At 76.5% G+C, this 25,786-nt stretch carries 27 protein-coding genes and 2 tRNA genes; 14 read left to right on the top strand and 15 right to left on the bottom strand.

Annotation, left to right across the window (positions count from 1 at the left end; all coding sequences use genetic code 11):
* The first annotated feature begins 44 nt into the window (after positions 1 to 44).
* Genes IEY37_RS02445 through IEY37_RS02435 form a run of 3 tightly spaced genes read left to right on the top strand, consistent with a single transcriptional unit; the run spans position 45 to position 4,578 of the window.
* Positions 45 to 2,675 (top strand): alpha/beta fold hydrolase, encoded by a 2,631-nt coding sequence (locus IEY37_RS02445; protein ID WP_229673613.1) that lies wholly within the window; start codon positions 45 to 47, stop codon positions 2,673 to 2,675.
* Positions 2,672 to 3,646 carry an NAD-dependent epimerase/dehydratase family protein gene (locus IEY37_RS02440; RefSeq protein ID WP_188939877.1) on the top strand — a complete coding sequence of 325 codons (975 nt, stop codon included), beginning with the start codon at positions 2,672 to 2,674 and terminating at the stop codon, positions 3,644 to 3,646. Before IEY37_RS02445 ends, IEY37_RS02440 begins: the two co-directional genes overlap by 4 nt.
* Entirely contained in the window at positions 3,643 to 4,578 is a 936-nt protein-coding gene (locus tag IEY37_RS02435) for an acetamidase/formamidase family protein (protein WP_188939876.1), read from the top strand. The genes IEY37_RS02440 and IEY37_RS02435 overlap by 4 nt, the downstream gene beginning before the upstream one ends.
* 113 nt (positions 4,579 to 4,691) lie before the next feature.
* On the opposite strand, the gene IEY37_RS02430 is transcribed toward IEY37_RS02435, so the two are convergent.
* From IEY37_RS02430 to IEY37_RS22730, 4 genes are all read right to left on the bottom strand, one after another.
* Positions 4,692 to 6,992 (bottom strand): putative bifunctional diguanylate cyclase/phosphodiesterase, encoded by a 2,301-nt coding sequence (locus IEY37_RS02430; protein WP_188939875.1) that lies wholly within the window; start codon positions 6,990 to 6,992, stop codon positions 4,692 to 4,694.
* A 49-nt stretch (positions 6,993 to 7,041) separates the two neighbouring features.
* Complete coding sequence (locus IEY37_RS02425) at positions 7,042 to 7,500, bottom strand: hypothetical protein (protein WP_188939874.1); 459 nt, start codon at positions 7,498 to 7,500, stop codon at positions 7,042 to 7,044.
* A gap of 33 nt (positions 7,501 to 7,533) precedes the next feature.
* Positions 7,534 to 7,606: transfer RNA gene (locus tag IEY37_RS02420), tRNA-Arg, on the bottom strand.
* Positions 7,569 to 8,525, bottom strand: a complete 957-nt coding sequence (locus IEY37_RS22730; protein WP_373298242.1) for a GGDEF domain-containing protein — start codon at positions 8,523 to 8,525, stop codon at positions 7,569 to 7,571. Before IEY37_RS22730 ends, IEY37_RS02420 begins: the two co-directional genes overlap by 38 nt.
* A gap of 305 nt (positions 8,526 to 8,830) precedes the next feature.
* Between IEY37_RS22730 and IEY37_RS02410 the strand changes: the two genes are divergently transcribed.
* Positions 8,831 to 9,472 (top strand): HAD-IA family hydrolase, encoded by a 642-nt coding sequence (locus tag IEY37_RS02410; protein ID WP_188939873.1) that lies wholly within the window; start codon positions 8,831 to 8,833, stop codon positions 9,470 to 9,472.
* 25 nt (positions 9,473 to 9,497) lie between these two features.
* Positions 9,498 to 10,106 carry an O-acetyl-ADP-ribose deacetylase gene (locus tag IEY37_RS02405; protein ID WP_188939872.1) on the top strand — a complete coding sequence of 203 codons (609 nt, stop codon included), beginning with the start codon at positions 9,498 to 9,500 and terminating at the stop codon, positions 10,104 to 10,106.
* On the opposite strand, the gene IEY37_RS02400 is transcribed toward IEY37_RS02405, so the two are convergent.
* The 6 genes from IEY37_RS02400 to IEY37_RS02375 all read right to left on the bottom strand — a co-directional run bounded on the left by IEY37_RS02400 (position 10,010) and on the right by IEY37_RS02375 (position 14,845).
* Positions 10,010 to 10,456, bottom strand: coding sequence for a GNAT family N-acetyltransferase (locus IEY37_RS02400; protein ID WP_188939871.1), 447 nt, complete (start codon positions 10,454 to 10,456; stop codon positions 10,010 to 10,012). The two genes, IEY37_RS02405 and IEY37_RS02400, sit on opposite strands and share 97 nt — an antisense overlap.
* A 16-nt stretch (positions 10,457 to 10,472) precedes the next feature.
* Positions 10,473 to 11,075, bottom strand: coding sequence for an energy-coupling factor transporter transmembrane component T family protein (locus tag IEY37_RS02395; RefSeq protein WP_188939870.1), 603 nt, complete (start codon positions 11,073 to 11,075; stop codon positions 10,473 to 10,475).
* Positions 11,072 to 11,776 (bottom strand): energy-coupling factor ABC transporter ATP-binding protein, encoded by a 705-nt coding sequence (locus IEY37_RS02390; RefSeq protein ID WP_188939869.1) that lies wholly within the window; start codon positions 11,774 to 11,776, stop codon positions 11,072 to 11,074. The genes IEY37_RS02395 and IEY37_RS02390 overlap by 4 nt, the downstream gene beginning before the upstream one ends.
* Positions 11,773 to 12,951, bottom strand: coding sequence for a thiolase family protein (locus tag IEY37_RS02385; RefSeq protein WP_188939868.1), 1,179 nt, complete (start codon positions 12,949 to 12,951; stop codon positions 11,773 to 11,775). The genes IEY37_RS02390 and IEY37_RS02385 overlap by 4 nt, the downstream gene beginning before the upstream one ends.
* The gene (locus tag IEY37_RS02380) at positions 12,948 to 14,180 is read right to left on the bottom strand and encodes a class I adenylate-forming enzyme family protein (RefSeq protein WP_229673611.1); all 1,233 of its coding nucleotides are present in this window, start codon (positions 14,178 to 14,180) and stop codon (positions 12,948 to 12,950) included. The genes IEY37_RS02385 and IEY37_RS02380 overlap by 4 nt, the downstream gene beginning before the upstream one ends.
* Positions 14,181 to 14,248: 68 nt before the next feature.
* On the bottom strand, positions 14,249 to 14,845 hold the full coding sequence (locus IEY37_RS02375; protein ID WP_188939867.1) for a biotin transporter BioY: 597 nt from the start codon (positions 14,843 to 14,845) through the stop codon (positions 14,249 to 14,251).
* An 89-nt stretch (positions 14,846 to 14,934) separates the two neighbouring features.
* Here IEY37_RS02375 and IEY37_RS02370 point away from each other — a divergent pair, with 89 nt between their 5' ends.
* Positions 14,935 to 15,924, top strand: a complete 990-nt coding sequence (locus IEY37_RS02370) for an alpha/beta fold hydrolase (protein WP_188939866.1) — start codon at positions 14,935 to 14,937, stop codon at positions 15,922 to 15,924.
* Between the two features lie 158 nt (positions 15,925 to 16,082).
* Entirely contained in the window at positions 16,083 to 16,574 is a 492-nt protein-coding gene (locus IEY37_RS02365) for a MogA/MoaB family molybdenum cofactor biosynthesis protein (RefSeq protein WP_188939865.1), read from the top strand.
* On the opposite strand, the gene IEY37_RS02360 is transcribed toward IEY37_RS02365, so the two are convergent.
* Entirely contained in the window at positions 16,571 to 17,035 is a 465-nt protein-coding gene (locus IEY37_RS02360; protein ID WP_188939864.1) for a hypothetical protein, read from the bottom strand. The two genes, IEY37_RS02365 and IEY37_RS02360, sit on opposite strands and share 4 nt — an antisense overlap.
* 58 nt (positions 17,036 to 17,093) lie before the next feature.
* Here IEY37_RS02360 and IEY37_RS02355 point away from each other — a divergent pair, with 58 nt between their 5' ends.
* Positions 17,094 to 17,342: a hypothetical protein gene (locus IEY37_RS02355; protein ID WP_188940214.1), complete on the top strand. Its 249-nt coding sequence runs from the start codon at positions 17,094 to 17,096 to the stop codon at positions 17,340 to 17,342.
* Positions 17,343 to 17,375: 33 nt separating this feature from the next.
* Here the strand turns inward: IEY37_RS02355 and mscL are convergent, their stop codons facing one another.
* From mscL to IEY37_RS02335, 4 genes are all read right to left on the bottom strand, one after another.
* The gene (mscL, locus tag IEY37_RS02350; RefSeq protein ID WP_188940163.1) at positions 17,376 to 17,795 is read right to left on the bottom strand and encodes a large conductance mechanosensitive channel protein MscL; all 420 of its coding nucleotides are present in this window, start codon (positions 17,793 to 17,795) and stop codon (positions 17,376 to 17,378) included.
* Between the two features lie 97 nt (positions 17,796 to 17,892).
* Complete coding sequence (locus tag IEY37_RS02345; RefSeq protein WP_188939863.1) at positions 17,893 to 18,570, bottom strand: SAF domain-containing protein; 678 nt, start codon at positions 18,568 to 18,570, stop codon at positions 17,893 to 17,895.
* A gap of 90 nt (positions 18,571 to 18,660) precedes the next feature.
* Positions 18,661 to 19,047 carry an FmdB family zinc ribbon protein gene (locus IEY37_RS02340; RefSeq protein ID WP_188939862.1) on the bottom strand — a complete coding sequence of 129 codons (387 nt, stop codon included), beginning with the start codon at positions 19,045 to 19,047 and terminating at the stop codon, positions 18,661 to 18,663.
* A gap of 152 nt (positions 19,048 to 19,199) precedes the next feature.
* Entirely contained in the window at positions 19,200 to 19,838 is a 639-nt protein-coding gene (locus IEY37_RS02335) for a 5-formyltetrahydrofolate cyclo-ligase (protein ID WP_229673607.1), read from the bottom strand.
* A gap of 252 nt (positions 19,839 to 20,090) precedes the next feature.
* Here IEY37_RS02335 and glp point away from each other — a divergent pair, with 252 nt between their 5' ends.
* The 6 genes from glp (at position 20,091) to IEY37_RS02305 (ending at position 25,786) form a co-directional block, all read left to right on the top strand.
* Entirely contained in the window at positions 20,091 to 21,314 is a 1,224-nt protein-coding gene (glp, locus tag IEY37_RS02330; RefSeq protein ID WP_188939860.1) for a molybdotransferase-like divisome protein Glp, read from the top strand.
* Positions 21,315 to 21,320: 6 nt separating this feature from the next.
* Positions 21,321 to 21,989, top strand: a complete 669-nt coding sequence (locus tag IEY37_RS02325; protein ID WP_188939859.1) for a GNAT family N-acetyltransferase — start codon at positions 21,321 to 21,323, stop codon at positions 21,987 to 21,989.
* Positions 21,990 to 22,112: 123 nt separating this feature from the next.
* Complete coding sequence (sepX, locus tag IEY37_RS02320) at positions 22,113 to 23,450, top strand: divisome protein SepX/GlpR (protein ID WP_188939858.1); 1,338 nt, start codon at positions 22,113 to 22,115, stop codon at positions 23,448 to 23,450.
* Between the two features lie 61 nt (positions 23,451 to 23,511).
* On the top strand, positions 23,512 to 24,288 hold the full coding sequence (locus IEY37_RS02315; protein WP_188939857.1) for a 2-phosphosulfolactate phosphatase: 777 nt from the start codon (positions 23,512 to 23,514) through the stop codon (positions 24,286 to 24,288).
* Positions 24,289 to 24,351: 63 nt separating this feature from the next.
* Positions 24,352 to 24,424, top strand: a tRNA-Ala gene (locus IEY37_RS02310).
* A gap of 588 nt (positions 24,425 to 25,012) precedes the next feature.
* Positions 25,013 to 25,786 (top strand): hypothetical protein, encoded by a 774-nt coding sequence (locus tag IEY37_RS02305; protein ID WP_188939856.1) that lies wholly within the window; start codon positions 25,013 to 25,015, stop codon positions 25,784 to 25,786.

The following is a 25,786-nucleotide window of genomic DNA, read 5'->3' as shown; positions in this document are numbered from 1 at the left end:
CGCCCGCGGGGGTGCCCGGGCTGGATCCGCGATGGTCGCGGCTGGTGACCGTCCAGGACGCCGACGGCGTGGACCGTGCGTTCCACGTGTTGGACTCGGCGGTCGGGCCGGACGGCGCCGCCGTCGACGCGGCCGCCCCTCGCGCCGCCACCACGGGCGGCACGCTGCTGTGCGTCCACGGCAACCCGACCTGGAGCTACCTGTGGCGCCGGCTCGTGGCCGCGGCACCGCCGGGATGGCGCGTCGTGGCCCCCGACCAGCTGGGCATGGGGTTCTCCGAGCGCCCCGGGCAGCCCCGCGACCTGGCCCGGCGGATCGACGACCTCGGCCGGCTGACCGACGCCCTCGGGATCACCGGGCCTGTCGTCACCGTCGGGCACGACTGGGGTGGGGTCGTCTCGCTCGGCTGGGCGGTGCGGCACCCCGACCAGCTGGTCTCCGTGGTGCTCTGCAACACCGCCGTCCACCAGCCCGAGACCTCGCCGGGACCGGTGTTGATCCGGCTGGCGCACCGCCGGTGGGTCAACGAGCTGACGTGCCGCCGGACGCCGTTGTTCGTCCGCGCGGCGACCTCCGTGAACGTGCCCCGGCCGCCGAAGGACATCCGTGACGCCTACGCCGAGCCCTACCGCGCCGCGACCCGGCGGGCGGCGGTCTCCGACTTCGTCGCCGACATCCCCTTCGCCGCTGGGCACCCGAGCCGCCCGGCCGTCGACGCCGTCGCAGAGGGCATCCGGCACCTCGACGTGCCCGCGTTGCTGCTGTGGGGACCGCGGGACCCGGTTTTCCTCGAGGAGCACCTGGCCGACCTGCGCGCTCGCCTGCCGCACGCCCGGCTGCACCGCTTCGAGCGCGCCGGCCACCTGCTGCCGGAGGACGCCCCCGGGTACGTGACGGCCGTGACGCGCTGGGTGGCCGAACTCGACGTGCCCGGGACACCCGGTCCGTCCGGGGCCGCCCCCGAGGTGGCCGACGGGGCCGCCGCGGAGATGCCCGACGGGGGAGCCGCCGGCACCGCGGACACCGCTCCGGCGACCAGGACCGCGGACATCGCCGTGGCAACCGATGCCGCACCGTCCACGGCCGCCGATGCCGCCGCTGACCCCGCCACCGGCCGCCCGTCGCTGCTGGACGCGGTCCGCGCCCGCGCCGGCGACGACACCGCCGCCGTCGTCGAGATCGGCCGCGGCACGGTCTCCTGGCGGGAGCTGCACCGCCGCATCCGGGACGCCGCCGCGGTGCTCCGCCGCGCCGGCGTCGGGCCGGGGCGGCGGGTCGCGCTGCTGGTGCCGCCGTCGGTGGACCTGGTGGTGGCGGTCTACGCGGTGTGGTGGGTCGGCGGGTCCGTGGTGCTCGCCGACCGCGGGCTCGGGCTGGCGGGCATCCGCCGGGCGCTGCGCAGCACCGCGGCCGACCACGTCCTCGGCGGCCGGACCGCGCTCGTCGCCGCCCGCGCCCTCGGCCTGCCGGGTCGACGCATCCACGTCGAGGATCTGTCCGGCGCCACGTCCGCCACCGGTGACGGCGCGCCCGACCGTGAGGTCGACGATCCGGACCTTGAGGCGGCGGTGCTGTTCACGTCCGGCGCCACCGGCCCGGCCAAGGGTGTCCGGTACCGGCACCGGCAGTTGCGGGCGCAGCTGGAGCTGGTGCGCCGGGTCTTCGACGTCCGGCCCGGGGACGCCATGGTCGCCGCCTTCGCCCCCTTCGCGCTCTACGGGCCGGCTCTCGGCGTGCCGTCGGCGGTCCCGCGGATCGACGTCACCGCACCTGCGACGCTCACCGCACCCCTGCTGGCCGAGGCGGTGCGCGCCGTCGACGCCACCACCGTCTTCGCGGCGCCCGCGGCCCTGCGGACCGTGCTGGCGACCGCGGACGGGCTCACCGCGGCGGAGCGGGTGGCGCTCGCCGGGGTCCGGGTGCTGACCAGCGCCGGGGCGCCGGTCCCCGCCGTGCTGCTGCGCCGGCTGCAGGCGCTGCTGCCCGACGCCACGCTGCACACGCCCTACGGGATGACCGAGGCGCTGCCCGTCGCGGACATCGACCTGGCCGGGATCGAGGCCGCCGGCCCCGGTGACGGCGTCTGCGTCGGCCGGCCGGTGCCCGGCGTCCGCGTGCAGGTCAGCCCGCTCGGTCCGGACGGTCGGCCCACCGCGGGGCTCACCGACCGGCCGGGCGTGGTAGGCGAGCTGTGCGTGCAGGCCGAGCACGTCCGGGACGGCTACGACGCGCTGTGGCTCGCCGACCGGGACGGCTGGGCGGCGCCCGGCTGGCACCGCACCGGCGACGTCGGCGTGCTGGACGCCGACGGCCGGATCTGGGTGCAGGGCCGGACCGCCCACGTCATCGCGACCGAGACCGGTCCGGTCACCCCGGTCGGCATCGAGCAGCGCATCACCGGTGCGGTGTCCGGCGCCGGCGGCCCGGCGGACGTCGCCGTCGTCGGCGTCGGACCGGCCGGGGTGCAGCAGGTCGTCGCCGTGGTCGCCGGCGGCCGCCGCGGGGCCGGCCCCTTGCCGGACCCGGATCTGGTGGCCGCCGTCCGTGCGGCCGCCGGGCGCCCGCTCGCCGCCGTGCTGCGCCGGCCGGCGCTGCCGGTCGACATCCGGCACCAGTCGAAGATCGACCGGGTCGCCGTCGCGTCCTGGGCCGGCCGGGTGCTCGCCGGCGGATGAGGATCCTGCTGACCGGCGGGACCGGCCTGCTCGGCGGCGCCACCGCCCGGGCCCTGCTGGACCGTGGCGACGAGGTGACGGTGCTGCAGCGCCGGCCGGCCGGCCTGGGATGCCGGGAGGTGCTGGCCGACGTGACCGACCGGGATGCCGTGGCCCGGGCGGCGGCCGGCCAGGACGCCGTCCTGCACCTCGCGGCCAAGGTCGGCATCCAGGGCACGTGGCGCGAGTTCGCCGCCGCCAACATCGGCGGCACCCAGGCGGTCGTCCGGGGCTGCCGCGCCGGCGGCGTGGGCCGGCTGGTGCACGTGTCGTCGCCCTCCGTCGCCCACGCCGGGGACCCGCTGGTGGGTGCGGGTGCGCAGCCCGCGGACCCGGAGGGCGCCCGCGGCGACTACTCGCGGTCCAAGGCGGTCGCCGAGCAGGTCGCACTGGCGGCCGACGCGCCGGACCTGGCCGTGCTCGCCGTCCGGCCGCACCTGGTGTGGGGTGCGGGGGACCGGCAGCTGGTCGCCAAGATCGTCGACCGGGCGCGCCGCGGCCGGCTGCCGCTCGTCGGCACCGGCGCGGCCCTGATCGACAGCACGTACCTGGACAACGCCGTCGACGCCCTGGTCGCCGCGGTGGACGTCTGCGGCGCCGCGCACGGCGAGGCGCTGGTGGTCTCCAACGGCGAACCGCGGCCGGTCGGCGAGCTGCTGCAGCGGATCTGCCAGGCGCACGGCGTGCCCGGGCCGCGCGGGCGGGTGCCCCTGCCGGTCGCGGTGGCGGCCGGTGCCGTCGCCGAGCAGGTGTTCCGCCGGCTGCGCCCGGCGAGCGATCCGCCCATGTCGCGGTTCCTGGCCGAGCAGCTCGGCACCGCGCATTGGTTCGACCAGCGCCGCACCCGCGAGGTCTTGCGCTGGGTGCCGCGTATCCCGCTCGAGCAGGGTTTCGCGGCGCTCGCCGCCCACGCCGCAGGAGCCGGGACATGACGACGCACCGCCTCGACGCCCGCGCGGACACCGTCGTCGACGTGTTCGCCGCCGCCCGGCCAGCCGTGCTGACCGTCGACCCGGGTGACACGGTGGTGGTGCGGTCGCTGGACGCCTCGGGGTCGCTGCGGCCGCACGGGACGCCGGGGGAGCGGGTGCCGACGCTGCTGCCGCAGAGCGCCGGACACTGCCTGACCGGACCGATCGCCGTCCGCGGTGCCCGCCCGGGCGACGTGCTGGCCGTCCGGTTCGACGCGGTCGACCCGGACGACTGGGGCTGGACGGTGGCCGGTGCGCGCGACACGTGGCTGAACCGCCGCCTGCGGCTGACGCCGGGTGAACCGGCCTGGCTGCGGTGGACGCTGGACTGGGATCCGGCCACCCGCACGGGCACCGGCACCGACCAGTTCGGGCACCGGGTGCGGCTGGCCCCGTTCCTCGGCGTGGTCGGTATGCCGCCGGAGCCGGACGGCGAGCACTCCACGATCCCGCCGCGGCCGGTCGGCGGCGGCAACATCGACTGCCGCAGCCTGGTCGCCGGGTCGACGCTCCACCTGCCGGTCACCGTCGCCGGCGGGCTGTTGTGCCTGGGTGACGGCCACGCCGCGCAGGGCGACGGCGAGGTCAGCGGGACGGCGATCGAGTGCGGGATGACCAGCACCGTCACCCTGGACCTGGTGGCCGACCCGCCGGTGTCCGGCATCTACGCGCAGACGCCGGAGGGTCGGCTGACGTTCGGCTTCGACGCCTCCCTCGACGAGGCGGCGGCGCAGGCGCTGGACGCGATGGTCGACTGGCTGGCCCGGCTGCACGGCCTCGGCCGGGCGGAGGCGCTCGCGCTGGCCAGTGCGGTGGTCGACCTCCGGGTGACCCAGGTGGCGAACCGGACCTGGGGCGTGCACGCCCTGCTGCGGCCCGACGCCGTGCGCTGACCTCCGCATCGGGTTCGTCGGTCCGCCGCTATGGGGGTCGCCCGCGCAGTCACGGGAGATCGCGCCCGCCGCTACCGGGAGTCGGCCGAGCGGTCGGCCGGCGTCGGTCGGGGTCAGCCGGCCGCGGCCGGCGCGGGCGCCGAGCCGCGGGAGCTCCGCTCCTGGCCCGGACCCGCGGCGAGCGCCTCGACCTGCGACACGGTGAGCGGCCGGCCGAGGTGGAACCCCTGGGCCGACTCGCACCTCATGGCGCGGAGCGCGGCCACCTGATCGGGCGTCTCCACTCCCTCGGCGACCACCGGCAGGTCGAAGGCGTGCGCCGCGGTGATCATCAGCTCGAGCAGCGCCCTGGACGACCGGGTCCCGGTGTCCAGGAAGCTGCGGTCGATCTTCAGGGTGTCGACCGGCAGGTCGCGCAGCGAGGCCAGCGAGTGGTAGCCGGTGCCGAAGTCGTCGAGGGTGACCGCGACGCCCAGCTCGCGCAGCTGTCGCAGGTGGTGCGGCGCCCGCAGGTCCTCGATGACCACCGTCTCGGTGATCTCCAGCGCCAGCTGTGCCGGTGACAGGCCGGATCGGGCGAGCGCGGACCGGACGTCGTCGACGATGCGGGGGTCCGAGACGTGCCGCCCCGACACGTTGACCGACACCGTCCGGTCGTGGTGCCCCCAGGCGGCCATCTGCGCCGTCGCCCGGTGCAGCACCCAGGCGTCCAGCTCGCAGATCAGCGACGACTCCTCCGCGACGGGGATGAACTCCAGCGGCGGGACGAGCCCGTGGCCAGGGCGCTGCCAGCGCACCAGCGCCTCGTAGCCCTGCACGGCGCCCGAGGACAGGTCGACGACCGGTTGGTAGTGCAGCACCAGCTCGTCGGCGTCGATGGCGTGGCGCAGGTCGCGCTCGAGGTCGGCGCGGAGGTCCAGCTCGGTGCGCAGGGCGTCGTCGAACACCTCGACCCGGCCGCGGCCGGCGCGCTTGGCGCGGTACGCCGCGGTGTCGGCCTCGTGCAGCAGCCGGTCGGGGTCGGTGGACCCGTCCTGCCCGATCGCGACACCGATGCTCACCCCGACGGCGGCCTGCACCGCACCGGACAGCTGCACCGGCTCGCCGACCGTCCGGACCAGCCGGTGGGCCAGCTGCACGGCGTCGGCCTCGCGCGGCAGGCTTTCCAACAGCACGACGAACTCGTCGCCGCCCAGCCGGGCCACCAGGTCACCCACCCGGACGGCGCGGCGCAGCCGGTCCGCCACCGCCCGCAGGACCTCGTCGCCGGCCCGGTGGCCGAGCGAGTCGTTGACGGCCTTGAAGCCGTCCAGGTCCAGGAACAGCAGTCCGAGCAGGTCACCGGTCCGCTGCGCCCGGCCCAGCGCCGCCTCGATCCCGGCCATCGCCTGGGCCCGGTTGGGCAGGTGGGTGAGGAAGTCGTGGGCCGCCTGGAACGCCAGGTCGCCCTGCAGCCGGTCGCGTTCCCGGTGCGCGGCGACGACCTGCCGCACGGCCAGCCGCATCCGGGCCACCACGAGCAGGAACAGCAGCACCCAGCCGACGGCGATGGCGGCCGCATCGATCCCGGATCCGGTCCACCACTGCGCCAGCAGCACCCCCGGCGCCACCAGGCCCGCGGCGAGCAGGGCCACCAGGCGCCGGCGGCTGAACGGCCGCCGGGGCTCGACGGACCGCTCCGCCAGCCGCGCCGCGGACGGGTGCAGCGCCGCTGCCCCCCAGGCCACGTACGACAACAGCCAGAGCAGCTCCGGTACCGACGTGGCCGTCGACGTCCACAGACCCAGCGCCGTCGTGGTGGTGTCGGCCGCGACGAGCAGGACGGCCCCGGCGAACAGCAGCCGGAACGCCGGCGTCCGCCCACCCGGAGTGGTCAGCAACCGGATGAGCACGGCGAGCAGCACGATGTCGCCGACCGGGTACGCGACGCCGACGACCGCCGCCAGCGGTGCGGACGACGACTGCGCGAGGGTCGGGCGGGCGAGCACCACCCACGACAGCAGTCCCAGCCCGGCGGTGAGGATGGCGCTGTCCAGCAGCCCGGCGGTGTCGCGGTCCGCCAGCCGGCTCCGGACCAGCCGCCACAGCCCGACGGTGAGGACCGGGTAGGCGGCGAGGTAGCACGCGTCGGCCCACGTCGGGTAGGCGTCCAGATGTGCGACGTCCTGGAACCAGCTGCTCAGCGTGTCGCCCAGCACCCACAGCAGGAGCCCGAGCTGCAGCGCGCGCCAGGTCGGCCGGGCCGCGCGGGGCTGGCGGGACAGCCCGACGGTGACCGCGGCCAGGCACGAGAGACCGACGGCCAGGTAGACGGCGTCCTGGGGGAGGCCGTCCGGGACGGCGGCGTAGCCGGCGGCCACCACCACGCCCGCGGCGCCGTAGAGCATGGCGGCGCGGGGACGGGCGGGCGACACGGTGGCCACCCCCTGTATATCGGTCGCTGCTGACTGTGACGACCGCACCCTAACCGATCGGTGGCGCTCCGGGAGGCGGATCGACCCCCAATCGGCTGCGGACCACCCGGTACTGGTCGCGGTCCAGCCACGACGGGTTGGACATGAACGGCTGGCGCAGGACTTCGACGCCCTCCAGGCCCGGGAGGACCGCCAGCTCGGCGGCCGGCAGCGGCTCGGGCAACAGGTGGAGCGCCAGCCGGGCGGTCAGCGTCCGACTGCCCGGCGTGGCCGCGGCCGGTCCCTGCACGGTGCCCAGGCCCCAGAAGCCGCGCGCCCACGGCCGTCCCGGACCGCTGACCCACAGCAGCGCGGGCTGGGCCGCCGCCATCAACGCGCTGCGGTAGTTGTCGGCCACGCACCACGAGGTGACCGGGCCGCCCGCGGACAGCAGCGCGGCCAGGTCCGTCACCGCGGGATTGCACGTGAGCACCCAGGCGCCGAGGGTCCGCAGGTCGACGCGCGGCACCGCACCTCCACCGTGACGAGTGTGAGAAGGCTGTGCCCCCAGTAGGATTCGAACCTACGACACACGGTTTAGGAAACCGATGCTCTATCCCCTGAGCTATGGAGGCGGGGCGCCGGCAGGGGACTGGTGTCGCCCTGGCGGACGGCATCAGGGTACCGGCCCACGGAGGGGACGACGGCGAGCCGGCGGCCGCGCAGGCCGTCGCCGCGGTCCCGGTCGTCCCGCCGGCTCTTGGCCAGGCGCAGCTCGTGGTCCGCCCGGGCCAGCAGGGTGCCGGGGGTGTCGCCGGCGCGGGCGTGCGCCGAGCCCCAGGTGAGCGTGACCGGGACGCCGGCCACGGACCCGCCGGCCCAGCGACGGAGCCGGCTCTCCACGGCCTCGACGTCCGCGGCCCCCGGCGCCTGCACCAGCACCACGAACTCGTCGCCGCCCCACCGGCAGATCAGGTCCTGCGGCCGGGTGTGCTGCCGCAACCACTGCGCCACCTGCGCCAGGCAGCGGTCCCCGGCCAGGTGCCCGTGGACGTCGTTGATCGCCTTGAAGTGGTCGACGTCCGCCAGCAGCAGCGCCGTGGGCTGGTCCGGACCGGCCGGGCCCAGGATCCGGCCGAGCCGGTCGTCGAGCACGCGGCGGTTGACCAGCCCGGTGAGCGGGTCGGTGACGGCCTGGGTGCGCAGCGCCTCCCGGGTGCGGACCCACTCGGTCACCTCCAGGTGCCGCACCACCGTCCGGTCCCGTCCGCCGGCGTCGTCGGGCAGCCGCCGGATCTCCGCGCGCCACCAGCGGTCCCCGGTCGGGTCCGGGTAGTCGACCTCGGCGGACGGGCGGGCGCCGCCGAGGACGCCCACCAGCGCGGTGTGCAGGCGTCCGGCAGAGGGGTCACCACCCCGGGCGGCGCGGTCGCACACCTCGAGGTAGGAGGCGCCGGCCCGGCATCCGCCCGCGTCGAGCGTCCAGGACCGGTTCGCCGCCAGCACCCGGCCGCCGCGGTCCAGCACGGCGACCCGGTCCGGCAGGGCGTCCATCGCGGCGGACCACGGGTCCGCGCGCCCGCGGGTGCGGCGGCGCCCGGGCCGGTCCACCGTGCCCCGGTCGTCTGCCATCGCCCGTCCCTCCGGTGGTCCCGGCGGTCCGCCCGTCGGTCGATCCCGCGTTCCGGCGCGGCGCCGGGACCGCGTCGCGGCCCGAACGATGATCATGCAGTCACAGATCGGAGTGGTGGCGACGCGCCGCGTGACATCTGTTCGCCCGATCCGCGGCCGTGGCCCCGCGCGGCAGCGTGACGGCGGACCGGCCGTCGGGCGTCCGGACGGTGTGCGAGGGTGGCGCCATGCCGCAGCGCGCCGTCCGGGCGATCCTGTTCGACCTCGACGGAACCATGGTCGACTCGACCGCCAGCGTGGAGCGCAACTGGCGCCGACTGTCCGAGCGGGTGGGCATCGGGTGGGACGTCATCGGGCCGTGGATCCACGGCATCCCGGTCCGGCAGGTGCTGGCCCGGCTCGCGCCGGACATGTCGCCGGAGGAGATCGAGGAGCACCACCAGTTCATGGTGGAGGCGGAGTCGACCGACACCGGCGACGTGGTCCCGCTGCCCGGTGCGCTGCGGGCGCTCGACCAGCTGCCGACGAGCAGGTGGGCGATCGTGACCAGCGGCGGTCGCCGGCTGGCCACCGCGCGGATGCGTGCCGCCGGGCTGCCGCAGCCCCGCCACCTGGTGACCGCCGACGACGTCGACACCGGCAAGCCGGCGCCGGATCCGTACCTGGCCGGCGCCCGGGCCGTCGGCCAGCCCCCGCAGTCCTGCCTGGCCTTCGAGGACGCGCCGGCCGGCATCGCATCGGCGCAGGCCGCGGGCGTTCCGGTGGTCGGCATCCGGACCACGCACCGCGACCTGGACCAGCCGAGCGTGGGCAGTCTGGCCGAGGTCGAGTTCTCGGCGGACCGGATGGGCGTGGTGGTGACCTGGTGACCGGTCCCGGGTGCGGGTGAGCCGGATGCGCGTGGAGCTCCGGCAGGGCGACATCACCGCGGTCGCCGTGGACGCCGTCGTCAACGCGGCCAACTCGCGGCTGCTCGGCGGCGGCGGGGTGGACGGCGCCATCCACCGCGCCGGCGGCCCGGACATCCTGCGGGAGTGCCGCGCGCTGCGGGCCACGCCGGAGTACCGGGACGGGCTCCCCGCCGGGCAGGCCGTCGCCACCACGGCCGGCCGGCTGCCGGCGCGCTGGGTGATCCACACGGTCGGACCGGTGCACTCCCGGCGGGAGGACCGGTCGGCCGTCCTGCGCTCCTGCTACACCGAGAGCCTGCGGGTCGCGGACGGGCTGGGCGCCGGGTCGGTGGCCTTCCCGTTGATCTCCGCGGGCCTGTACCGCTGGCCCAAGCCGGACGCCGTCGCACAGGCGCTCGCGGCACTGCACGCCGCCGACACGTCGGTCGAGCAGGTCGTGCTGGTGCTGTTCGACGCCGCCACGCTGGAGCTGGCCCGCGAGGTCGCGGCGGGCCGTCAGCCGGGCAGCCCGCCCGCCTCGTTGCCGGCGCCGAGCGTCCAGACCAGCATCACCGACGGCTCGTCCTCGGGGCGGCCGCCGGCCGATCGGTAGGTGGCCTGCGCCGCCGCGTTGTCCGGCTCCGTGAGCACCCAGGCCTCGCTGCAGCCGCGCCGCCGGACCACGTCGACGAACCGCTCGGTCAGCGCGCGGCCCACGCCCTGCCGCCGCGCCCCGGCTGCCACGTCCAGGCTGTAGAGCAGGGCCGTCACCTCGCCGTCCGGGTGCAGCAGCTCCTGGCCGTAGACCCAGCCGACCGGCCGGCCGTCGATCTCGGCGACCAGCAGGTGGACGTCGTCGCGGGCCAGGAACCGGGACGGGTCCAGCCGCCCGCGGAGGTCGAAGAGCCGGCAGACCTCCGTCGCGGCCGCCGCGTCGTCGGGTCCGAGCCTGCGTACCTGCATGGGATCAGCATGACGGTCAGTCGTCGACGCCGCGCGCCACCAGGGCCTCGCCGACGTGGTCGGCCGTCCGCAACGCGCGCACCACGGCCGGTGCCGCCACCGCGGTCAGCGACCAGCCGGCGCCCCGGGCGGTGCGGGCCTCCTGCACCTCGCGGACGATGCCGCTGAGCACCGGCACCAGCCGGATGGTGAGGGCCAGCAGCAGCGCGACGCGGTCCCCGTCGACCCCGAACCGGCGCAGCGGCCGCAGGAGCCGGTGCAGCACGTCGAGCAGGGCGGTGACCCGGGTGGTCAGGGTCAGCAACGCGGCCAGCGCCACGGTCAGCACCAGGCCGCCGGTGACCCACAGCGCCTGCTGCCATCCGGCGAGCAGGAGCTGCGCCGCCGCCACCACCACGACCAGCCAGCGCAGCGGGCGCAGCTGCGTCCAGGCGACGCCGGGCGGGATCCGGGCGAGCGCGTAGAGCAGCACCTCGACCAGGGCGGCCAGGCCCAGCTGCCACGGCCGGCGCAGCACCACGAGCAGGACCGTGCCCGCCAGCAGGCCGACCAGCTTCGCCCCCGCGGGCAGCCGGTGCAGCACGGAGGTGCCGGGCCGGTACAGGCCGAGGGCGGTCACGGGATCGCCGGTCCCGCCGGGTCGGCGAGCACCCGGTCGTAGGCCGCGAGCGCCGTCGCCGGATCGGCGTCCGCCACCACCCGCCCCCCGTCCACCACGACCACCCGGTCGAAGCCGGACAGCAGGTGCAGGTGATGGGTGACCAGGACGACCTGCTGCGGCAGCTCGGCGAGCAGCGCGGCGACCCGGCGGGCGTTCCGGGCGTCGAGCAGCGTGGTCGGCTCGTCCGCGACGAGCACGTCGGGGTCGGTGACCAGCACCGCGGCCAGCGCCAGGAGCTGCTTCTGCCCGCCGGAGAGCTGGTGGGCCGGGTGGTCGGCGTGGCCGGCCAGGTCGAACCGGTCCAGCACCTCGGTCACCCGGCGCCGCACCTCGGGGTCCGGCAGCCGGTGCCGGCGCAGCGAGAAGGCGACGTCCTCGGCCACGGTCGGCATGACGATCTGGTTGTCCGGGTCGGTGAAGACGAACCCGACCCGGCGGCGCACGTCACGGCCCTTCCGGGCGGTCGACAGGCCGTCCACGGTGACCGTCCCGGTCGACGGCAGCACCAGCCCGTTGATCATCCGGGCCAGCGTCGACTTGCCGGAGCCGTTGCCGCCGACGACGCCGATGCGCCGCTCGGTGAGCACCAGGTCCACGCCGGCGAGCACCGTCCGCTCGCCGAACCGGTGGCCGACCCCCGTGAACCGGATCTCGGTCACCCGTCCACCCGCTCGACGACCATCGCCAGGCCCTGGCCGCCGCCGACGGCGCAGGCGGCCAGCCCCCACCGCGCGCCGGCAGGGCCGGACATGCGGTGGGCCAGCCGGACCAGCAGCAGCGCCCCGGACGCGCCCCACGGGTGACCGAGGCCGATGGCGCCGCCGTCCCGGCACACCAGCTCCGGGTCCAGGTCCAGGTCGTCGAGGGCGGCGACGGCCACCGCGGCGAACGCCTCGGTGATCTCGACCGCCCCCAGCGACGCGGTGGTCAGCCCGCGCGCCCGGGCGCGGGGGTGGGCGAGCGCGGCCCGGACGGCGGGTGCCAGGGCGGCCCCGGGCAGTGCCGGGTCCCCGCCGACGGCCGCGGCGGACACCACCCGCAGCGGACGGGGCTCGCCGGGCAGCTGCTCCGGGGGGCGGTGGCCGTCGACCACGGTGAGCAGGGCGGCGCCGTCGGACACGCCGCAGGAGTTGCCCGCGGTGCTGGTGCCGTCCGGGGTGAAGGCGGGGGGCAGCCGGGCGAGGCGGGACAGCGTCAGCCCGGTCCGGGGGCGGTCGTCCCGGGCGATGCCGGCGACGGGGACCACCTCCGCCGCGAAGACGCCGCCGCGCTGCGCGGCCGCGGCGCGGGCGTGGGACATCTCGGCGTACCGGTCGAGGCGGTCGCGGGAGTAGCCGCGGCGGCGCGCCAGGTCGTCGGCGGCCGCGCCCATGTCCGGGTCCGGGTGCCCGGGCGGGGCGAACGGCGCGCGGGTGTAGCGCTCGCCGGGAGGGCCGCCCGGCGCACCGGGCCAGTGCCGCCACGGCGCGGTGGACGCCGCCTCGACACCGCCGGCCAGCACGACGTCCGCATCGCCGGCCCGGATAAGGGCGGCGGCCTGCAGCACCGCCTCCAGCCCGGACCCGCACTGCCGGTCCACGGTGACCGCCGGGGTCCCGGGCGGCAGCCCGGCCGCCAGCGCGGCGACCCGCGCGACGTTCCCGCCGGGACCGGTGCAGTTGCCCAGCACCACCTCGTCGACGATCCGGCCGTCGAGGGCCGCGGCCGCGTCGGCGAGCAGCGGGGCGGCGAGGTCGGTGGTGGAGCAGCCGGCGAGGGCGTGCCCGGCGGTGCCGATGGGCGTCCGCCGGGCCCGGACGATCCACGGGTCGCCGCCGGGTCCCGCCGCGGTCACCGGGCGACCCGCCCGGCGGCCGGCGACCGGTGCGAGGCGCTCCCCGGACCCTCGGCGAGCAGCCCGGACAACGCGACCCGGTCCACCTTGCCGTTCGCCCGCCGCGGGATCCGGTCCAGGACGACCCAGCGCACCGGCCGGGCCTCGGCCCGCAGGCCCCGGCGGGCCGCGGTCCGGACGGCGGCCAGCCGCACCGGGTCGACCAGGCAGACGGCGGCCACCACGACCTGGCCGAGGGCGCCGTGCGGTGCTCCGGCCACCGCGGCGTCCTCGACGCCCGGCAGGCCGCGCAGCACGTCCTCGACCTCCTCGACCGGGACGGTGGCACCCCCGACGGTGACCGCGGTGTCGCCCCGCCCGGCCACCGTGACGGTGCCGTCGGGACCGACGGTGCCGCGGTCGCCGACGGTCGCCCAGCCGTCAGCCAGTCGGTGGGACCCGGTGGGCCGCCCGCCCGCCGCTGCGGGCATGCCGAGGGCCAGGTACGGCGACCGCGCCCAGAGCACGCCGTCCTGGTCCTGCACCTGGACGCCCGGGAACGGCCGGAACGGCGCGGGCGGCGTGCGGGCGGCGACGAAGGACAGCTCCGCGGCGCCGTAGTACTCGAGCACCCGCACGCCGCGGGCCGCGGCGCGGTCGGAGACGGCGTCCGGCAGGGCCGCTCCGGCGACGACGGCCCGGGACAGCCGGGGAGCGGACCCGGACAGCAGCCGGTCGAGCACGGTCGGGACGGCGTGCGCCGCGGTCGCCTCCGCCGGGCGGTCGGTCAGCCGGGCGCCCAGCCACAGGGTGTGCAGCGCGCCGAACAGGTGCAGCGTGCTGTGCAGCGGCCCGGTGAGCAGGACGGTGTCGGTCGCGGTCAGCCCGGCCAGCGCGGCCAGCGCCGGGAACGAGTCCGTCCACGACGCCAGCGTCCGGGCCACCGTCCTCGGCCGCCCGGTGCTGCCCGAGGTGCCGGCCATCAGCCAGGTCCCGGCCGGCAGCGGCCCGACCGCGGGAGCGGGTCCGGCCGGGTCGGCGACCAGCACGGGCACCGCCTCGGCGGTGGCGGCGAGGATGCCGGCGAGCAGCTCCGGGACGTCACAGCCGGACAGGTCCACCGGACGCGGCGGGGGAGCATCGCGCCACCGCGCCCGCTGCCGGTCCGCGGCAACGGCGAGGTCGGTGTAGCGCAGGGTGCGGCCTCGCCAGGTCAGCGCCGGTGCGTCGGCCGGCCCGCGGGCCAGCACGCCGATCCGCGCGGCCGTTGCCGATGGCGGCGGCGCGGCGGACGGGCGGGGGTGCCGGGCCGGCGTGGTCAGACCGGCGCTCCGGTCCGTCCGGTGGCGGGGGTGCGGGGAGCGAGCAGCCCGGGATAGGCCCGGTGCACCTGCCGGCACACGGCGGCCGCGACCACCGCCTTGACGGCGTCGCCGGGCAGGAACTTGCCGGCGTCGACGACCGCGGTCCACAGCGGCAGGTGCGCCCGCACCGCCGTCCACGGCACGCCGATCGCGTAGATGACCACGATGCCGCCGACCACCTGCACCACGATGCCCAGCCACAGCGGCCGGCGGGGCAGCAGGCGGCGGGACAGCAGGCCGATCACCACGACGCCCGGCAGCCAGCCGACCAGGTAGCCGGCGGAGACGCCGGCCAGCACGCCGATGCCGCCGCGGCCGCCGGCCAGCAGCGGCAGCCCGGCCAGGACGAGGGCGTCGAAGACCAGCACGGCGAGCAGGCCCCTGCGGGCGCCGAGCAGGCCGCCGGCGAGCATCACGCCCAGGGTCTGCAGGGTGATCGGGACGGCCGTGGTGCCGAGCGTCACGGTGCCCGGCAGGCCCAGTGCGGCCAGCAGGGCGGCGAAGACGGCGACCTGCGCGAGGTCCCGCGCGGTGGTGCGGCGGTCGGCCACGGCGTTCCTCTCGGTCGGCGGCGACCTGACTCTAGGACGCCGCCGGGGGTGGCGAGAACCGCGGCCGGCGGCCGGGGCAGAGTGGCCCGGTGCGGGATGCGGGCGAGCGCGACGAGTGGACCCTGCCGTCGTCGGCCGGTGGCGAGCTCTCGGTCACCGTCCACCGTGCGGCGGGCGAAGCTGCCGGGGCGGCGTCGGTGGCCGTGCTGGTGCACGGGTTCGGCTCGTCCGCCGAGACCAACTGGGTGCGCTCGGGCTGGGTGCGCCGGTTGTCGGCCGCCGGCGTGACGGCGGTGACGCTGGACCTGCCCGGCCACGGGCGGTCCGCCGCGCCGCACGACGCCGGGGCCTACCGGTTGCCGGGGTTGGTCGGTGACGTGTCCCGGGTGGTCGCCGCGGTGCCGGACCGGGTGCCGGGCGTCCGGTGGGTCGACCTGGTCGGCTACTCGCTGGGTGCCCGGCTGTCGGCGCACGTGGCCGCGGCGATTGCGGCCGGCGCCGGGGTGGCCGTGCGGCGGGTGGTGCTGGGCGGCTACGCCGGTGGCCCGTTGATGGTCGACGTCGACCCGGCGCACCTGCGGGAGCTGCTGACCGGCGACCCGCGGCGCGCCGAGGACGCCTGGGACCTCGCGGCGGACGCGGTGGGCACGCTGGGGACGGCAGGCACGGTGGGCACGATGGGCATGGTGGGCGCTGCGCACCCGGCGGTCCGCCGGCTCGCCGGCATCGCCCGTGCGCTGCCGGGCAGCGATGCCCACGCCCTGCTCGCCCTGGTCGAGGGGTTGGTCGGGGAGGGTCTGATCCGGCAGGACGCGCCCGTCGTGCCGCAGCCGTGCTTGCTGGTCACCGGGGCGGACGATCCGGTGGCGCCGGGCGTCCGGCGCTGGGCGCAGCAGCTCCCCGCCGCCCGGTTGCTCGTGGTGCCCGGCCGGGACCACATCTCCGTCGTTCCCGCCGCCCTGTTCCGGTCGACAGCCATCGACTTCCTGACCGGCGCCGAACCAACGGGTGACGACGCCGGGTGGTCGGGTCCGGCAGGCAGCGTCGAGCAGGAGCCGCGCCGCCCCGGCCGGGCGTGACGGGTCCGGTGCCACGGCGCCGGCGCCCCGCGGGCGCAGGGGACGCGGTCCGCCCCGGATACGCTCGTCGGACACCGAGCGGCCGGGCCGGGGCACTGCCGTCCTGTCCGGCCGCGTCAGGCACCGCCGCATCCGCGGCCGGAAAAGAGGGAGTAGTCGTGTCCGCAGCCACTCACGGGCGTGCGCTGATCGTGTCGATCACCGATCAACTGGTGCACGGACAGGGTGACAACGGGGCGGGAGCGCTGGTCACCGAGCTGCTCGCCGAGGCCGGGTTCACCGTGGACGGCACCGTCACCATCGCCTCGGACGCGGTCGACATCCGCAACGCCTTGAACACGGCCGTGATCGGCGGCGTGGATCTGGTCGTCACCGTCGGCGGCACGGGCGTCGCCCCGCGGGACGTGACGCCGGACGTCACGCAGGAGGTCCTGGACCGCGAGCTGCCCGGCGTCGCGCAGGCGCTGCGCTGGTCGGGCATGACCGCCGCCGTGATGGACTCGATCATCTCGCGCGGCATGGTCGGCGTCTCCGGGTCGACGATGGTGGCCAACATCGCCGGGTCCCGCGCCGCCATCCGCGACGGTCTGGCGACGCTGATCCCGCTGGCCATCCACGTGATCGAGGAGCTGTCGGACCCGGAGATCTAGGAGCCGGGCTCGCGGTCTTCGTCCCGGCCGTTCTCCGCCGCCGTGGCCCGGGTGCGGTCGGCCGCAGCCCTGGCCCGCTCGGCGGCTGCCTGGGCCGCGGACGCCGACTCCTGGGTGCCGGGCCCGGTGGTGCCCGGTTCCGGCACGGCGGACGGGGACTGCGTGGCGGTGGCCGTGTCATCGGCCGTGTCGTCGTCGGCATCCCCGGTCACCCGGTGCCGTACCTCCTCGGCGACGTCCACGACGCGCGAGCCGACGGTGCCTGCGACGCTGCGGAACCGGTCCCACGCCGGCCCGGCGACCTCGGTGACCCGGTCGCCGACGGTGTCGGCGACGTCGGCGACCCTGCCGCCGAGCGAGCCGGCGACCTCGACGACCTTGCCGCCGACGCTCTCGGCCGCCTCCTTGAGCTTGCCGCCGACGTCCTCGGCGGCCTCCTTCGCCCTGTCCACGATTCCCATGACTCGGCCTTTCGCTCGCGGGCGGCCGCAGCGGCCGCGGTGGTGGCAGGCTGCGGGCATGAACCTACCGCCGGGCACCGATCGGGACCCGGGTGTCGAGGACGCCGGGGACGCCGGCGCGAGCCCGACCGATCCCGCGCGTGCGGGCGCCGTCCCTGCCGGACGTCCGACGGTGGACCGGGCGACCTTGGACCGGGTCTTCGGTGTCGTCCTGCCCGACGTCACCGCCGACGAGGTCCCGGACGTGCCGGCGCGGCACGACGACGACTGGTACCGGGAGAACCGGCCGCCGCACCACGGCGGCTGACGGCTCGCCCGGAGCCCCGCCGGGCCGCTCGGCTCAGGACACCGTCGGCGGCGTCGGTCCGGTCGACTGGGCGCGCAGCAGGTCGCGGATCTCGATGAGCAGCTGGACGTCGGTCGGGGCTGTCTCCAGCTCCGCCTCCTTGCCGCGGCGCATCCGCGCGTTGATCCGGTTCATCGGCACCACGAAGATGAAGTAGACGACGCCGGCGGTGATCAGGAACGTGATCGCCGCCGTCAGCACCGCGCCGATGTTGACGAACGTCGACTCGTTGCCGGACAGGATGTGGAAGCCCAGCCCGATGTTGCCCGGTCCGCCGACCGCGGCGATCAGCGGATTGATGATGTTGTTCGTGAACGAGGTGACTATCGCGGTGAACGCCGTGCCGATCACCACGGCGATCGCCAGCTCGATGATGTTGCCGCGCAGGATGAAGTCCTTGAACCCCTTGAGCACCGGTGCCACTTCCTCTCCCGGGATCCCCGACAGGATCCGACGGCGCGGATGGTAGCCGTCGCCACGCTCGGGACGGTGCTGTGACCAGCGGTGATCTCTAGGCCCACCGCAGCGTCACGGATCCGCCGAGCGCGGCGGCCGCCAACCGGTCGGCGGCACCCGCCGGCACGGCCAGCACCACCAGCGGTGCGTCGTCGGCGCCGGCGCGGCCGGCGTCGACGCCCGCCGGTGGCGCGAGGGCGAGCACGACCGCGTCGGTCGCCAGCACCGTGCCGCGGCCACGCTCGTCGACCGCGATGGCCGCGACGTGCACTCCGGTGCGCAGCAAGGCGACCGTGCCGGGGTCGGCCGGGCGGACCGGCACGGCCACCCGCCCGGGTCCGGGTCGGGGTCCGTCGTCGGCGACCAGGCGGACGTCGGTGAGCACCTCGCCGCGGCGCACCGGTCCGGCGGTGGTGTGCCCGACCACCTGCGCCGGGTCGCCTCTGGCGCCGTCCGGCACGGGCTGCAGTCGCAGCGTCGTGACGTCCGCGGCGGTCAGCACCGCGCCGGTGGGCAGGTCCCGGGCGGCGGCGACCACCGGCACCCCTGCCGCCGGCGCCTCCCGCCCCCGGAGCGCGACGACGGCCGCCAGCACGGTCAGCAGGACGGCCAGGACGCGGCGCCACCGGCGGGCCCGGCGGCCACCCGCCCGCCGTGACCGCAGCGCGGTGAGGGTGCGGGTGAGCGGCCGGGGCTGCAGCTCCGCGGCGCCCGCGGACAGGTGCTGGGGCATGCGGCGACGCTAGGGAGCCGGGCGGATCCCGGCGAGCGGCCCGGCCAGCGGTGTGGACAACGTCGGGCGGTGTGGACCGCCCGCCGGGGGTCAGCTGCCGGCGGCCTTGCTGGCGCCGGTCGACGACCCGGACGAGGACGCGCTGCCCGCCGACTTCGGGGTCTTGGCGGAGGAGCCGGAGGTGCCCTCGCCCGAGGACGACGAGGAGGAGCTGCCGGTGGACGATGCGGTCGAGTCCGACTTCGCGGCGGCCGGAGCGGCGCCGTCGCTCTTGGCGGCTCCGTCCTTCTTGCCGTCGCCGGCGCGGGCGTCCGTGCGGTAGAAGCCGCTGCCCTTGAACACGACACCCACGGACCCGTAGACCTTGCGCAGCTTGCCGCCGCAGACGGGGCACTCGGTCAGCGCGGCGTCCGAGAAGGCCTGGAACTGCTCGAAGCGGTGGCCGCACTGGGTGCACGCGTACTGGTAGGTGGGCACGTCAACCTCCGGGCGCCGGTCCGTCCGGACCGTGGGGCAGCGGTGACCGGGTGGCGGTGGCCACCCCGGTTGGCACTCGACATCACCGAGTGCCAGAACGATGATGCGCCGCGCGGCCCGGACGGCGCAAACGTCCCGAGGCGCGCCCGGGGTCAGCGACGGGCCGGCCGGACCCCGCCGAGCGGGGTGACGACCAGGTCCACGGGCACGTCGTGCGGCTCCGCGGGCAGGTGGTCGGCGAGCTCGCCGTCGAACACCGGGGACAGCAGCACGGGACGCCGGCCGGTTCCGGCGAGGCCGGCGAGGCCGGCGAGGCCGGCGAGGGTGCGGTCGTAGTGGCCGCCGCCCCGCCCGAGCCGCGTGCCGGACCGGTCCACCGCCAGCGCCGGCACCAGCACCGCGTCGGCCGTCCGCACGGCATCCGTGCCGAGGGCGGGACCGAGGGGTTCCCGGATGCCGAACGGTCCCGCGGCCGTCGGGCAGGGGTACCGGCACCAGTCCAGCGGCGCGTCCGGCCGGACCCTGGGCACCAGCACGGTGACGCCCGTCCCCGCCAGCCGATCGAGCGCGGCGGGGTCGAGCGGCTCGGTCGGCAGCGGCAGGTACCCGCAGACCACGGCGTCCGGCCCGGTCCGCTCGGCGACCCAGGCGAGGACGTGCCGGCCGACCGCGGCACGGTCGGCCGCCCGCTGCCGCGGGTCCGTCGCGCGGCGGGCCCGGCCGAGCTCGGCCCGCAGGACCGCCTTGGGTTCCGTCGAGGGGCGTCGCTGCCCGCCCGGCCCGTCCTGCACCGGGCGAGCGTAGGTGGCCGGGCCGGGACGCGCGGGCTCCCGGGGGCCGCGGGTCGCCGGCGGCGATCCGGGCGGGATGCGGCGCGGTGACCGCCGGCCGCGGCCACGGCCCGGTGCGCCACGCGCCCCCCGACGGCGCAGGGGTGACCGGTCCGGCGGGGCGCAGACAGTAGCGTGAGGCGTCATGGCCCTGTCTCCGCACGTCCGGCGCCCGCCGTCGGGTGCTGCCGGCCCCGCGAGGTGCAGCGCGCGATGAGGACCGTCACCGAGCAACTCGACCTGGTGCTGTCCGCCGCCTTGACGCCGCCGCCGGTGCGGGTCGCCATCTCGGAGGCGCAGGGCCTGCTCTGCGCCGAGGAGGTGGTGGCCACCGCCGCGCTCCCGGCGTTCGACCAGGCCGCGGTCGACGGATACGCCGTGCGCTCCGTCGACATCCACAACGCCTCGGCGTCGGCTCCGGTCACCCTGCCGATCGTCGGGACCATCGAGGCGGGCACCCGCCTGGCGCACCGGTTGCAGCCGCACCAGTGCGTCTACGTGGCCACGGGCGCACCGCTGCCGATCATCGCCGACACCGTGGTGCCGCGGTCCACCACCGACCGGTCCGGCGCGCGGGTCACCGTCACCACCTCGTTGCCGTCCGGCCGCTACGTGCGGCGCACCGGCGAGGACGTCCAGCCCGGCGACGTGGCGGTGCGCTCCGGCGCCTTCATCGGCGCGGCGCAGGTCGGCCTGCTCGCCGCGGTCGGCCGGGACAAGGTCCTGGTGCACCCGCGGCCCCGGCTGTCGATCGTCACGGTCGGCGACGAGCTCGTCGACGTGTCGCGGACGCCGGGTCCCGGCCAGGTCTTCGACGTCAACTCCTACGCCCTGGCGGCCGCCGCCCGGGACGCCGGCGCCGAGGTCAACCGGGTCGGTATCGCCCCGCACGACCTGCGCCGGCTCCGCGAGCTGGTGGAGGCCCGGTTGCTGGTCTCGGAGCTGGTGGTGATCGCCGGTGCGGCCGGCGGTCACTCGGCCGAGCTGGTCGTCGAGGCGCTGTCCGAGCTGGGCGACCTGGACCTGACCCGGGTGGCCATGCAGCCCGGGTCCGCCCAGGGCTTCGGCCGGCTGGGTCCGGACCGGGTGCCGACCTTCCTGCTGCCGATGAACCCGGTGTCGGCCCTGGTGGTGTTCGAGGTGATCGTCCGGCCGGTCGTCCGGGTCATGCTCGGCCGGCGCAACCCCTACCGACGCACGGTCGCCGCCCGGACGCTGGAGCCGATCACGTCGCCGCCTGGGCGTCGCCAGTTCCTGCGCGGGCAGCTGCTGCGCGACGAGAACGACGACTACCTGGTGCACGTCCTGGGCGGCGGTGGGACCCACCTGCTGGCGTCGCTGGCCGAGGCGAACTGCCTGGTGCTGGTCGACGAGGACGCGACGTCGATCCCGGTCGGCAGCGAGGTGGCGGTGTCCTTCCTGGCCCAGCGGGCCTGATCCGGCATGGCGTGGTGGGGCGACGGCGGCCCCACGGGCCGGCACCCGGGATGGCCCGCCGTGCTCGGGCCGGTCGCCGCCGGCGGCGGGACGCTCACCGTGCGGCCGCTGGCCCGCCGGGACGGTGCGGAGTGGCGGCGCCAGCGCATCCGGGACGAGGCCAGCATCGCCCCGTGGGACGCGACGGTGGCCGCGCCGTGGACCGACCGGCACACGCCGGCCGCCTGGCGGCTGCACCGGTCGGCCCTCGTCGCCGGGGCGCGGCGGGGTGAGGTGCTGGCGTTCGCCGTCGAGCTGGACGGGCGGTTCGCCGGTCAGGTGACCGTGGGCGGTATCCAGCGGGGGGCGCTGCGGTCCGGCTGGATCGGCTACTGGATCGACTCGGCGGTGCAGGGCCGGGGAGTGGCGTCGGCCGCGGTCGCCCTGGCGGTCGGCCACGCGTTCGCGACGGCCGGGTTGCACCGCGTGGAGGCCACCATCGCCCCGGAGAACCGGGCGAGCCTGGCCGTGGTGACCCGGCTGGGCTTCCGGCAGGAGGGCCGACTGGTGCGCTACCTGGACGTCGGCGGCAGCTGGCACGACCACCTGCTGTTCGCCGTGACCGCCGAGGAGGTCCCGGGCGGCACCGCCCAGCTACTCGCCCGCTGCGCGACCCGCTCCGGCTCCCCGGAGTGATCCACGTCCTGGCGTGTCCTCCCAGGTCCGGGCGCATGCGCTGATTAGCGTCTGCGCCAGGCCCTTCCGCGCCGGCCGGACCGCGGAGACCCCGGCCCCGCCCGTCACGTCCAGGAGGCCGCGATGTCGATCCCCACGTCGCTCGTCATCGTGCTGCTCGTCGTCGCCTGGCTCGCCGTGCTGGTTCCGATGGTCGCCCGGCGCCGCGAGGCCGTGCTGCGCACCGACCGGGACGGCGGTCGCGTGCTGCGGCGGGCGGCCGGGCGGGTACGGAGGCGGCCGCACCTCGGCCGGCGGGTCGTCGACCAGGACGCCGAGGACCTCGGGGACGACGGCCTGCGGGTCGACACGGTCGAGCGCGAGGACGAGGGCCGCTACGGCTTCGACCAGGACAGCGACCGGCAGGACAGGGACGGGCAGGGCAGGGACGAGGACGGCATGGATCTGGACGGCGTGGACGACCGCGACCTGGCGGACGAGGACGAGGCCGTCGACGGTGGACGGGGACGGCGCCGGCTGCTGGCCGGCCGGTTCCACCGGACCGGCCGACCCACGCACGGTTCGCACCCGGTCCGGGTGCGCGGTGCGCAGGCCACGCTCGACGACCGGTACGAGGACGGGGTCGACGAACTGGACGCCGACCTGGACGCCGGGCGCGACCTGGCCGACGAGGGCGCGCTGGACGACGAGCTGATGGACAACCGGTACGACGTGGAGAACCTCGACGAGTCGGAGGACGACGCCGAGGACGTCGGCGACCGGGCGCTGCAGGCCCGCGACGGCCGGTCGCACGGCGCCCACCCCGTCGCCCCGAGCCGGGCGAGCCGGTACGCGGCGGTCGACGAGTACGACGACTTCGACCAGGGGGCCGCCGGCCCGGCGTGGTCCGAGCACGCCGCGGCGCCCGCGGACGACGTCGAGGACGACGAGCGCTACCGCCCGGTGCCCCGCCGGCACGGCCGCGGCGGCTACGACCCGGAGGCCGCCGAAGCCACCCGGGCGTACAAGTACTCGCGCCGGCGCCGTGTGGCCCTGTTCCTGCTCCTGCTGACGGTGGCCTTCGGCGTCGGCGCGGCGGCGTTCGCCCGGCCGGCGCTGTGGGCCGGCACGGCGGTCGCCGGGCTGCTGCTCGTCGGTTACCTGGCCTACCTGCGCCGGCAGGTGCGGATCGAGGCCGACATCCGGCAGCGCCGGCTGGCGAAGCTGCGCCGGGCCCGGCAGATCCGGCCCGAGTACCACCAGCGCGGCTACGCCGACGGCGCGGCCGTGCAGCACCCGTACGGGCCGCCGATGGTCGGGGAGCCGGAGCCGGTCGCCCCGGCGGTCCCGGCAGCGCCGGTGGCCCCGGCGGCGGTGTCGCACGGCCGCCGGATGGTGGTCGACGTCGAGGACGACGACCCCGGCTTCGAGGATCTCGAGTACTACCATCCGGTGACCTACCGGCGGGCCGCCGGACAGTAGGCGCGCGCACGCACGCCGTCACGTGCGGACGCGGTGGTCCGCGACAGGGGAGCGAGGACCGATGACGGCCGCGGGCGGGCCCTACCGGCAGTCGGCGTCGACGATCCGGTTCGACTGGGGGATGCCCGGGGCGTTGGCCGTCGTCGAGGGCGCCGCCGTCGCGGTGGTCGTCGACGTCCTGTCGTTCACCACGTCGGTGTCGGTGGCCATCGACAGCGGTGTGGAGGTCTTCCCCTACCGGTTCCGGGACGCGTCGGCGGCCGCGTTCGCCGCGACCCGGGGGGCGGTGCTGGCGGTCGGCCGCCGGGAGGCCGGCACGAGCGGGGTGAGCCTGTCGCCGCTGTCGGTGCGGGCCGCGGCCGCGGACGGCGTGCTCGGTGGCGGCGGGAAGCTCGTGCTGCCGTCGCCCAACGGGTCCGCGATCGCCCGGCAGCTCGGGGAGGCGGGCGTGCCGGTCGTCGGTGCCTCGCTGCGCAACGTCAAGGCGGTGGCCACCTGGGTGCGGTCGGCGGCCGGGCGGCGGCCGGTGGCCGTGGTCGCGGCCGGCGAGCGCTGGCCCGGGGACCTGCTCCGACCCGCCGTCGAGGACCTGTGGGGCGCCGGCGCGGTGATCCAGGCACTGCTCGACGCTGGCAGCGGGCCGGCCTCCCCGGAGGCGCTGGCCGCCGTCGCCGCCTACCGGGACCTGGGCCGGTCGCTGGTCCGCGCGCTCTCGTCCTGCGCCTCGGGGCAGGAACTGATCGCCGACGGCTACGGCGACGAGATCGCCGTGGCCGCCGAACTGGACCGCTCCTCTCGGGTCCCGGTGCTGCAGGGCGAGAGCTTCCGGGCCGCCTGAGCGTGCCGGGCGTCGCCCGGCCGCCTGCTATCCTGACCGGGCGTCGCGGAGCGATCCGCGTCCGGGGCTGTAGCGCAGTTGGTAGCGCGCTTCGTTCGCATCGAAGAGGTCCGGGGTTCGATTCCCCGCAGCTCCACCGTATTGTCGCAGTTCGATGCCGGTCACTACTCATGGTGGACCGGCTTCGTCCGTCTGAAGCACGCGCTTGCTCGAGCGATTCGGTGCTCCGGGGCGATGCCGACGGGCCGTCGGGAGCGGTCGACGGTCGAGATCGACACGGGTGTTCCAGTGGCGCTCCCGAGAATCATCCCGGCACGGACTCGGGCCGGGGCACGGGCCTCGGACAGCTGCTGCCGTGACGGATTTCCTCGCCGAGGATCTCGGTAGCGGCCGGCCGGGAGTCGTCGTCGATCACTGCGCCTGGGCCCGGGGCGCGGCTCGGTCGGCCGTGTCCGGCAGAGCAACAGCTGCGACGACCGGAGCGGCCCAGGAATGCGCGGCACCGGACAGTGTCTGATGACCCAGGTCTATAGGCCGCGTCGCCCAGGTCGCATACGGTTCGCTCGCGGCGACGATCTTGGTCGCGGCTCGAGGCTCTCTGCGGAAGGCACCTCGCGTGACGATCAGCGATCGAACCGGGCCCAGTGACACCATGCTCGACACGTCTGCAGCCGAGGCCGGGCCACCTCGTTCCCGTGCACCGTGGTTGCTGGCGTTCACCCCTGTGGCAATCGTGCTCTCGCACTACGCCTCGGTGCTTCCGCACGAATTCGCGCACTCCATCACGGCCTGGACCGTCGGGATCAAGGATCAGCCGTTCGCCATCACCTGGGGCGGAGGCAGTCCGGCCAACGTCCTGCTGCTGATCGACATCGACGAGAACGTCGACTACACCGCGGCGCTGGACGCCGGTCATCACTGGCAGGCGGCGTTGACCGCATTCGCGGGTCCGGGCATCGCCGCCACGGGCCTGTACCTCGCCTCCCGCTGGGCCATCACCAAGCCCTTCTGGCTCTCGCACCCCGTCGCGGCCAACCTGTTGTTCTGGTTCCTTTTGATGTGCCTCGGCAACGTGTCCGCCTACTTGCCGACCCGCGTGTTCGCCAGCCACGCCGACGTGCACAACTTCATCGCCGGTACCGGAGCGAATCCGTGGGTCGTCTATGTCGTGGGCAACTACCTGGTGTTGTGGGCCGTTGTCGACTTCTATCGCAAGGTCATGCCACTGGGTCTGCGCCTGAGTGAGTTCCGGACGGCGACGGCACGCGCCGTCACGTTGATCGCCATGACGGTTTTCCTCTTCGGGTACTTCGCCAACCCCTCCCTGCTCGTCGGGTCCGACGTCCGAGCGCAGATCCTGGCGGCGACCTCGATGATGACAATCGCACCGATCGTCATCCTGCAGTGGCGACGCCTCGTCCTCGCACCGCTACCTCCGCTCGCGGACGGACGGCCGACGGCCGGTCCCGGCCCTGGAGTTCAAGCCCCGCGCGCCTGA

Source organism: Nakamurella endophytica, from assembly GCF_014646215.1.
Classification (GTDB): Bacteria; Actinomycetota; Actinomycetes; order Mycobacteriales; family Nakamurellaceae; genus Nakamurella; species Nakamurella endophytica.
Note: the sequence above shows the minus strand (reverse complement) of the source record. Positions and strands in the feature narration are given on the sequence as shown.

What these genes read in the sequence shown, in the direction of transcription:
- IEY37_RS02440 (WP_188939877.1), top strand. Translation starts at nt 2,672, where the DNA reads ATGAGGATCCTGCTGACCGGCGGGACCGGCCTGCTCGGCGGCGCCACC.
- IEY37_RS02435 (WP_188939876.1), top strand. Translation starts at nt 3,643, where the DNA reads ATGACGACGCACCGCCTCGACGCCCGCGCGGACACCGTCGTCGACGTG.
- IEY37_RS22730 (WP_373298242.1), bottom strand. Translation starts at nt 8,525, where the DNA reads ATGGACGCCCTGCCGGACCGGGTCGCCGTGCTGGACCGCGGCGGCCGG.
- IEY37_RS02410 (WP_188939873.1), top strand. Translation starts at nt 8,831, where the DNA reads ATGCCGCAGCGCGCCGTCCGGGCGATCCTGTTCGACCTCGACGGAACC.
- IEY37_RS02405 (WP_188939872.1), top strand. Translation starts at nt 9,498, where the DNA reads ATGCGCGTGGAGCTCCGGCAGGGCGACATCACCGCGGTCGCCGTGGAC.
- IEY37_RS02400 (WP_188939871.1), bottom strand. Translation starts at nt 10,456, where the DNA reads ATGCAGGTACGCAGGCTCGGACCCGACGACGCGGCGGCCGCGACGGAG.
- IEY37_RS02360 (WP_188939864.1), bottom strand. Translation starts at nt 17,035, where the DNA reads ATGGGAATCGTGGACAGGGCGAAGGAGGCCGCCGAGGACGTCGGCGGC.
- IEY37_RS02355 (WP_188940214.1), top strand. Translation starts at nt 17,094, where the DNA reads ATGAACCTACCGCCGGGCACCGATCGGGACCCGGGTGTCGAGGACGCC.
- IEY37_RS02345 (WP_188939863.1), bottom strand. Translation starts at nt 18,570, where the DNA reads ATGCCCCAGCACCTGTCCGCGGGCGCCGCGGAGCTGCAGCCCCGGCCG.
- glp (WP_188939860.1), top strand. Translation starts at nt 20,091, where the DNA reads ATGAGGACCGTCACCGAGCAACTCGACCTGGTGCTGTCCGCCGCCTTG.
- IEY37_RS02325 (WP_188939859.1), top strand. Translation starts at nt 21,321, where the DNA reads ATGGCGTGGTGGGGCGACGGCGGCCCCACGGGCCGGCACCCGGGATGG.
- sepX (WP_188939858.1), top strand. Translation starts at nt 22,113, where the DNA reads ATGTCGATCCCCACGTCGCTCGTCATCGTGCTGCTCGTCGTCGCCTGG.
- IEY37_RS02315 (WP_188939857.1), top strand. Translation starts at nt 23,512, where the DNA reads ATGACGGCCGCGGGCGGGCCCTACCGGCAGTCGGCGTCGACGATCCGG.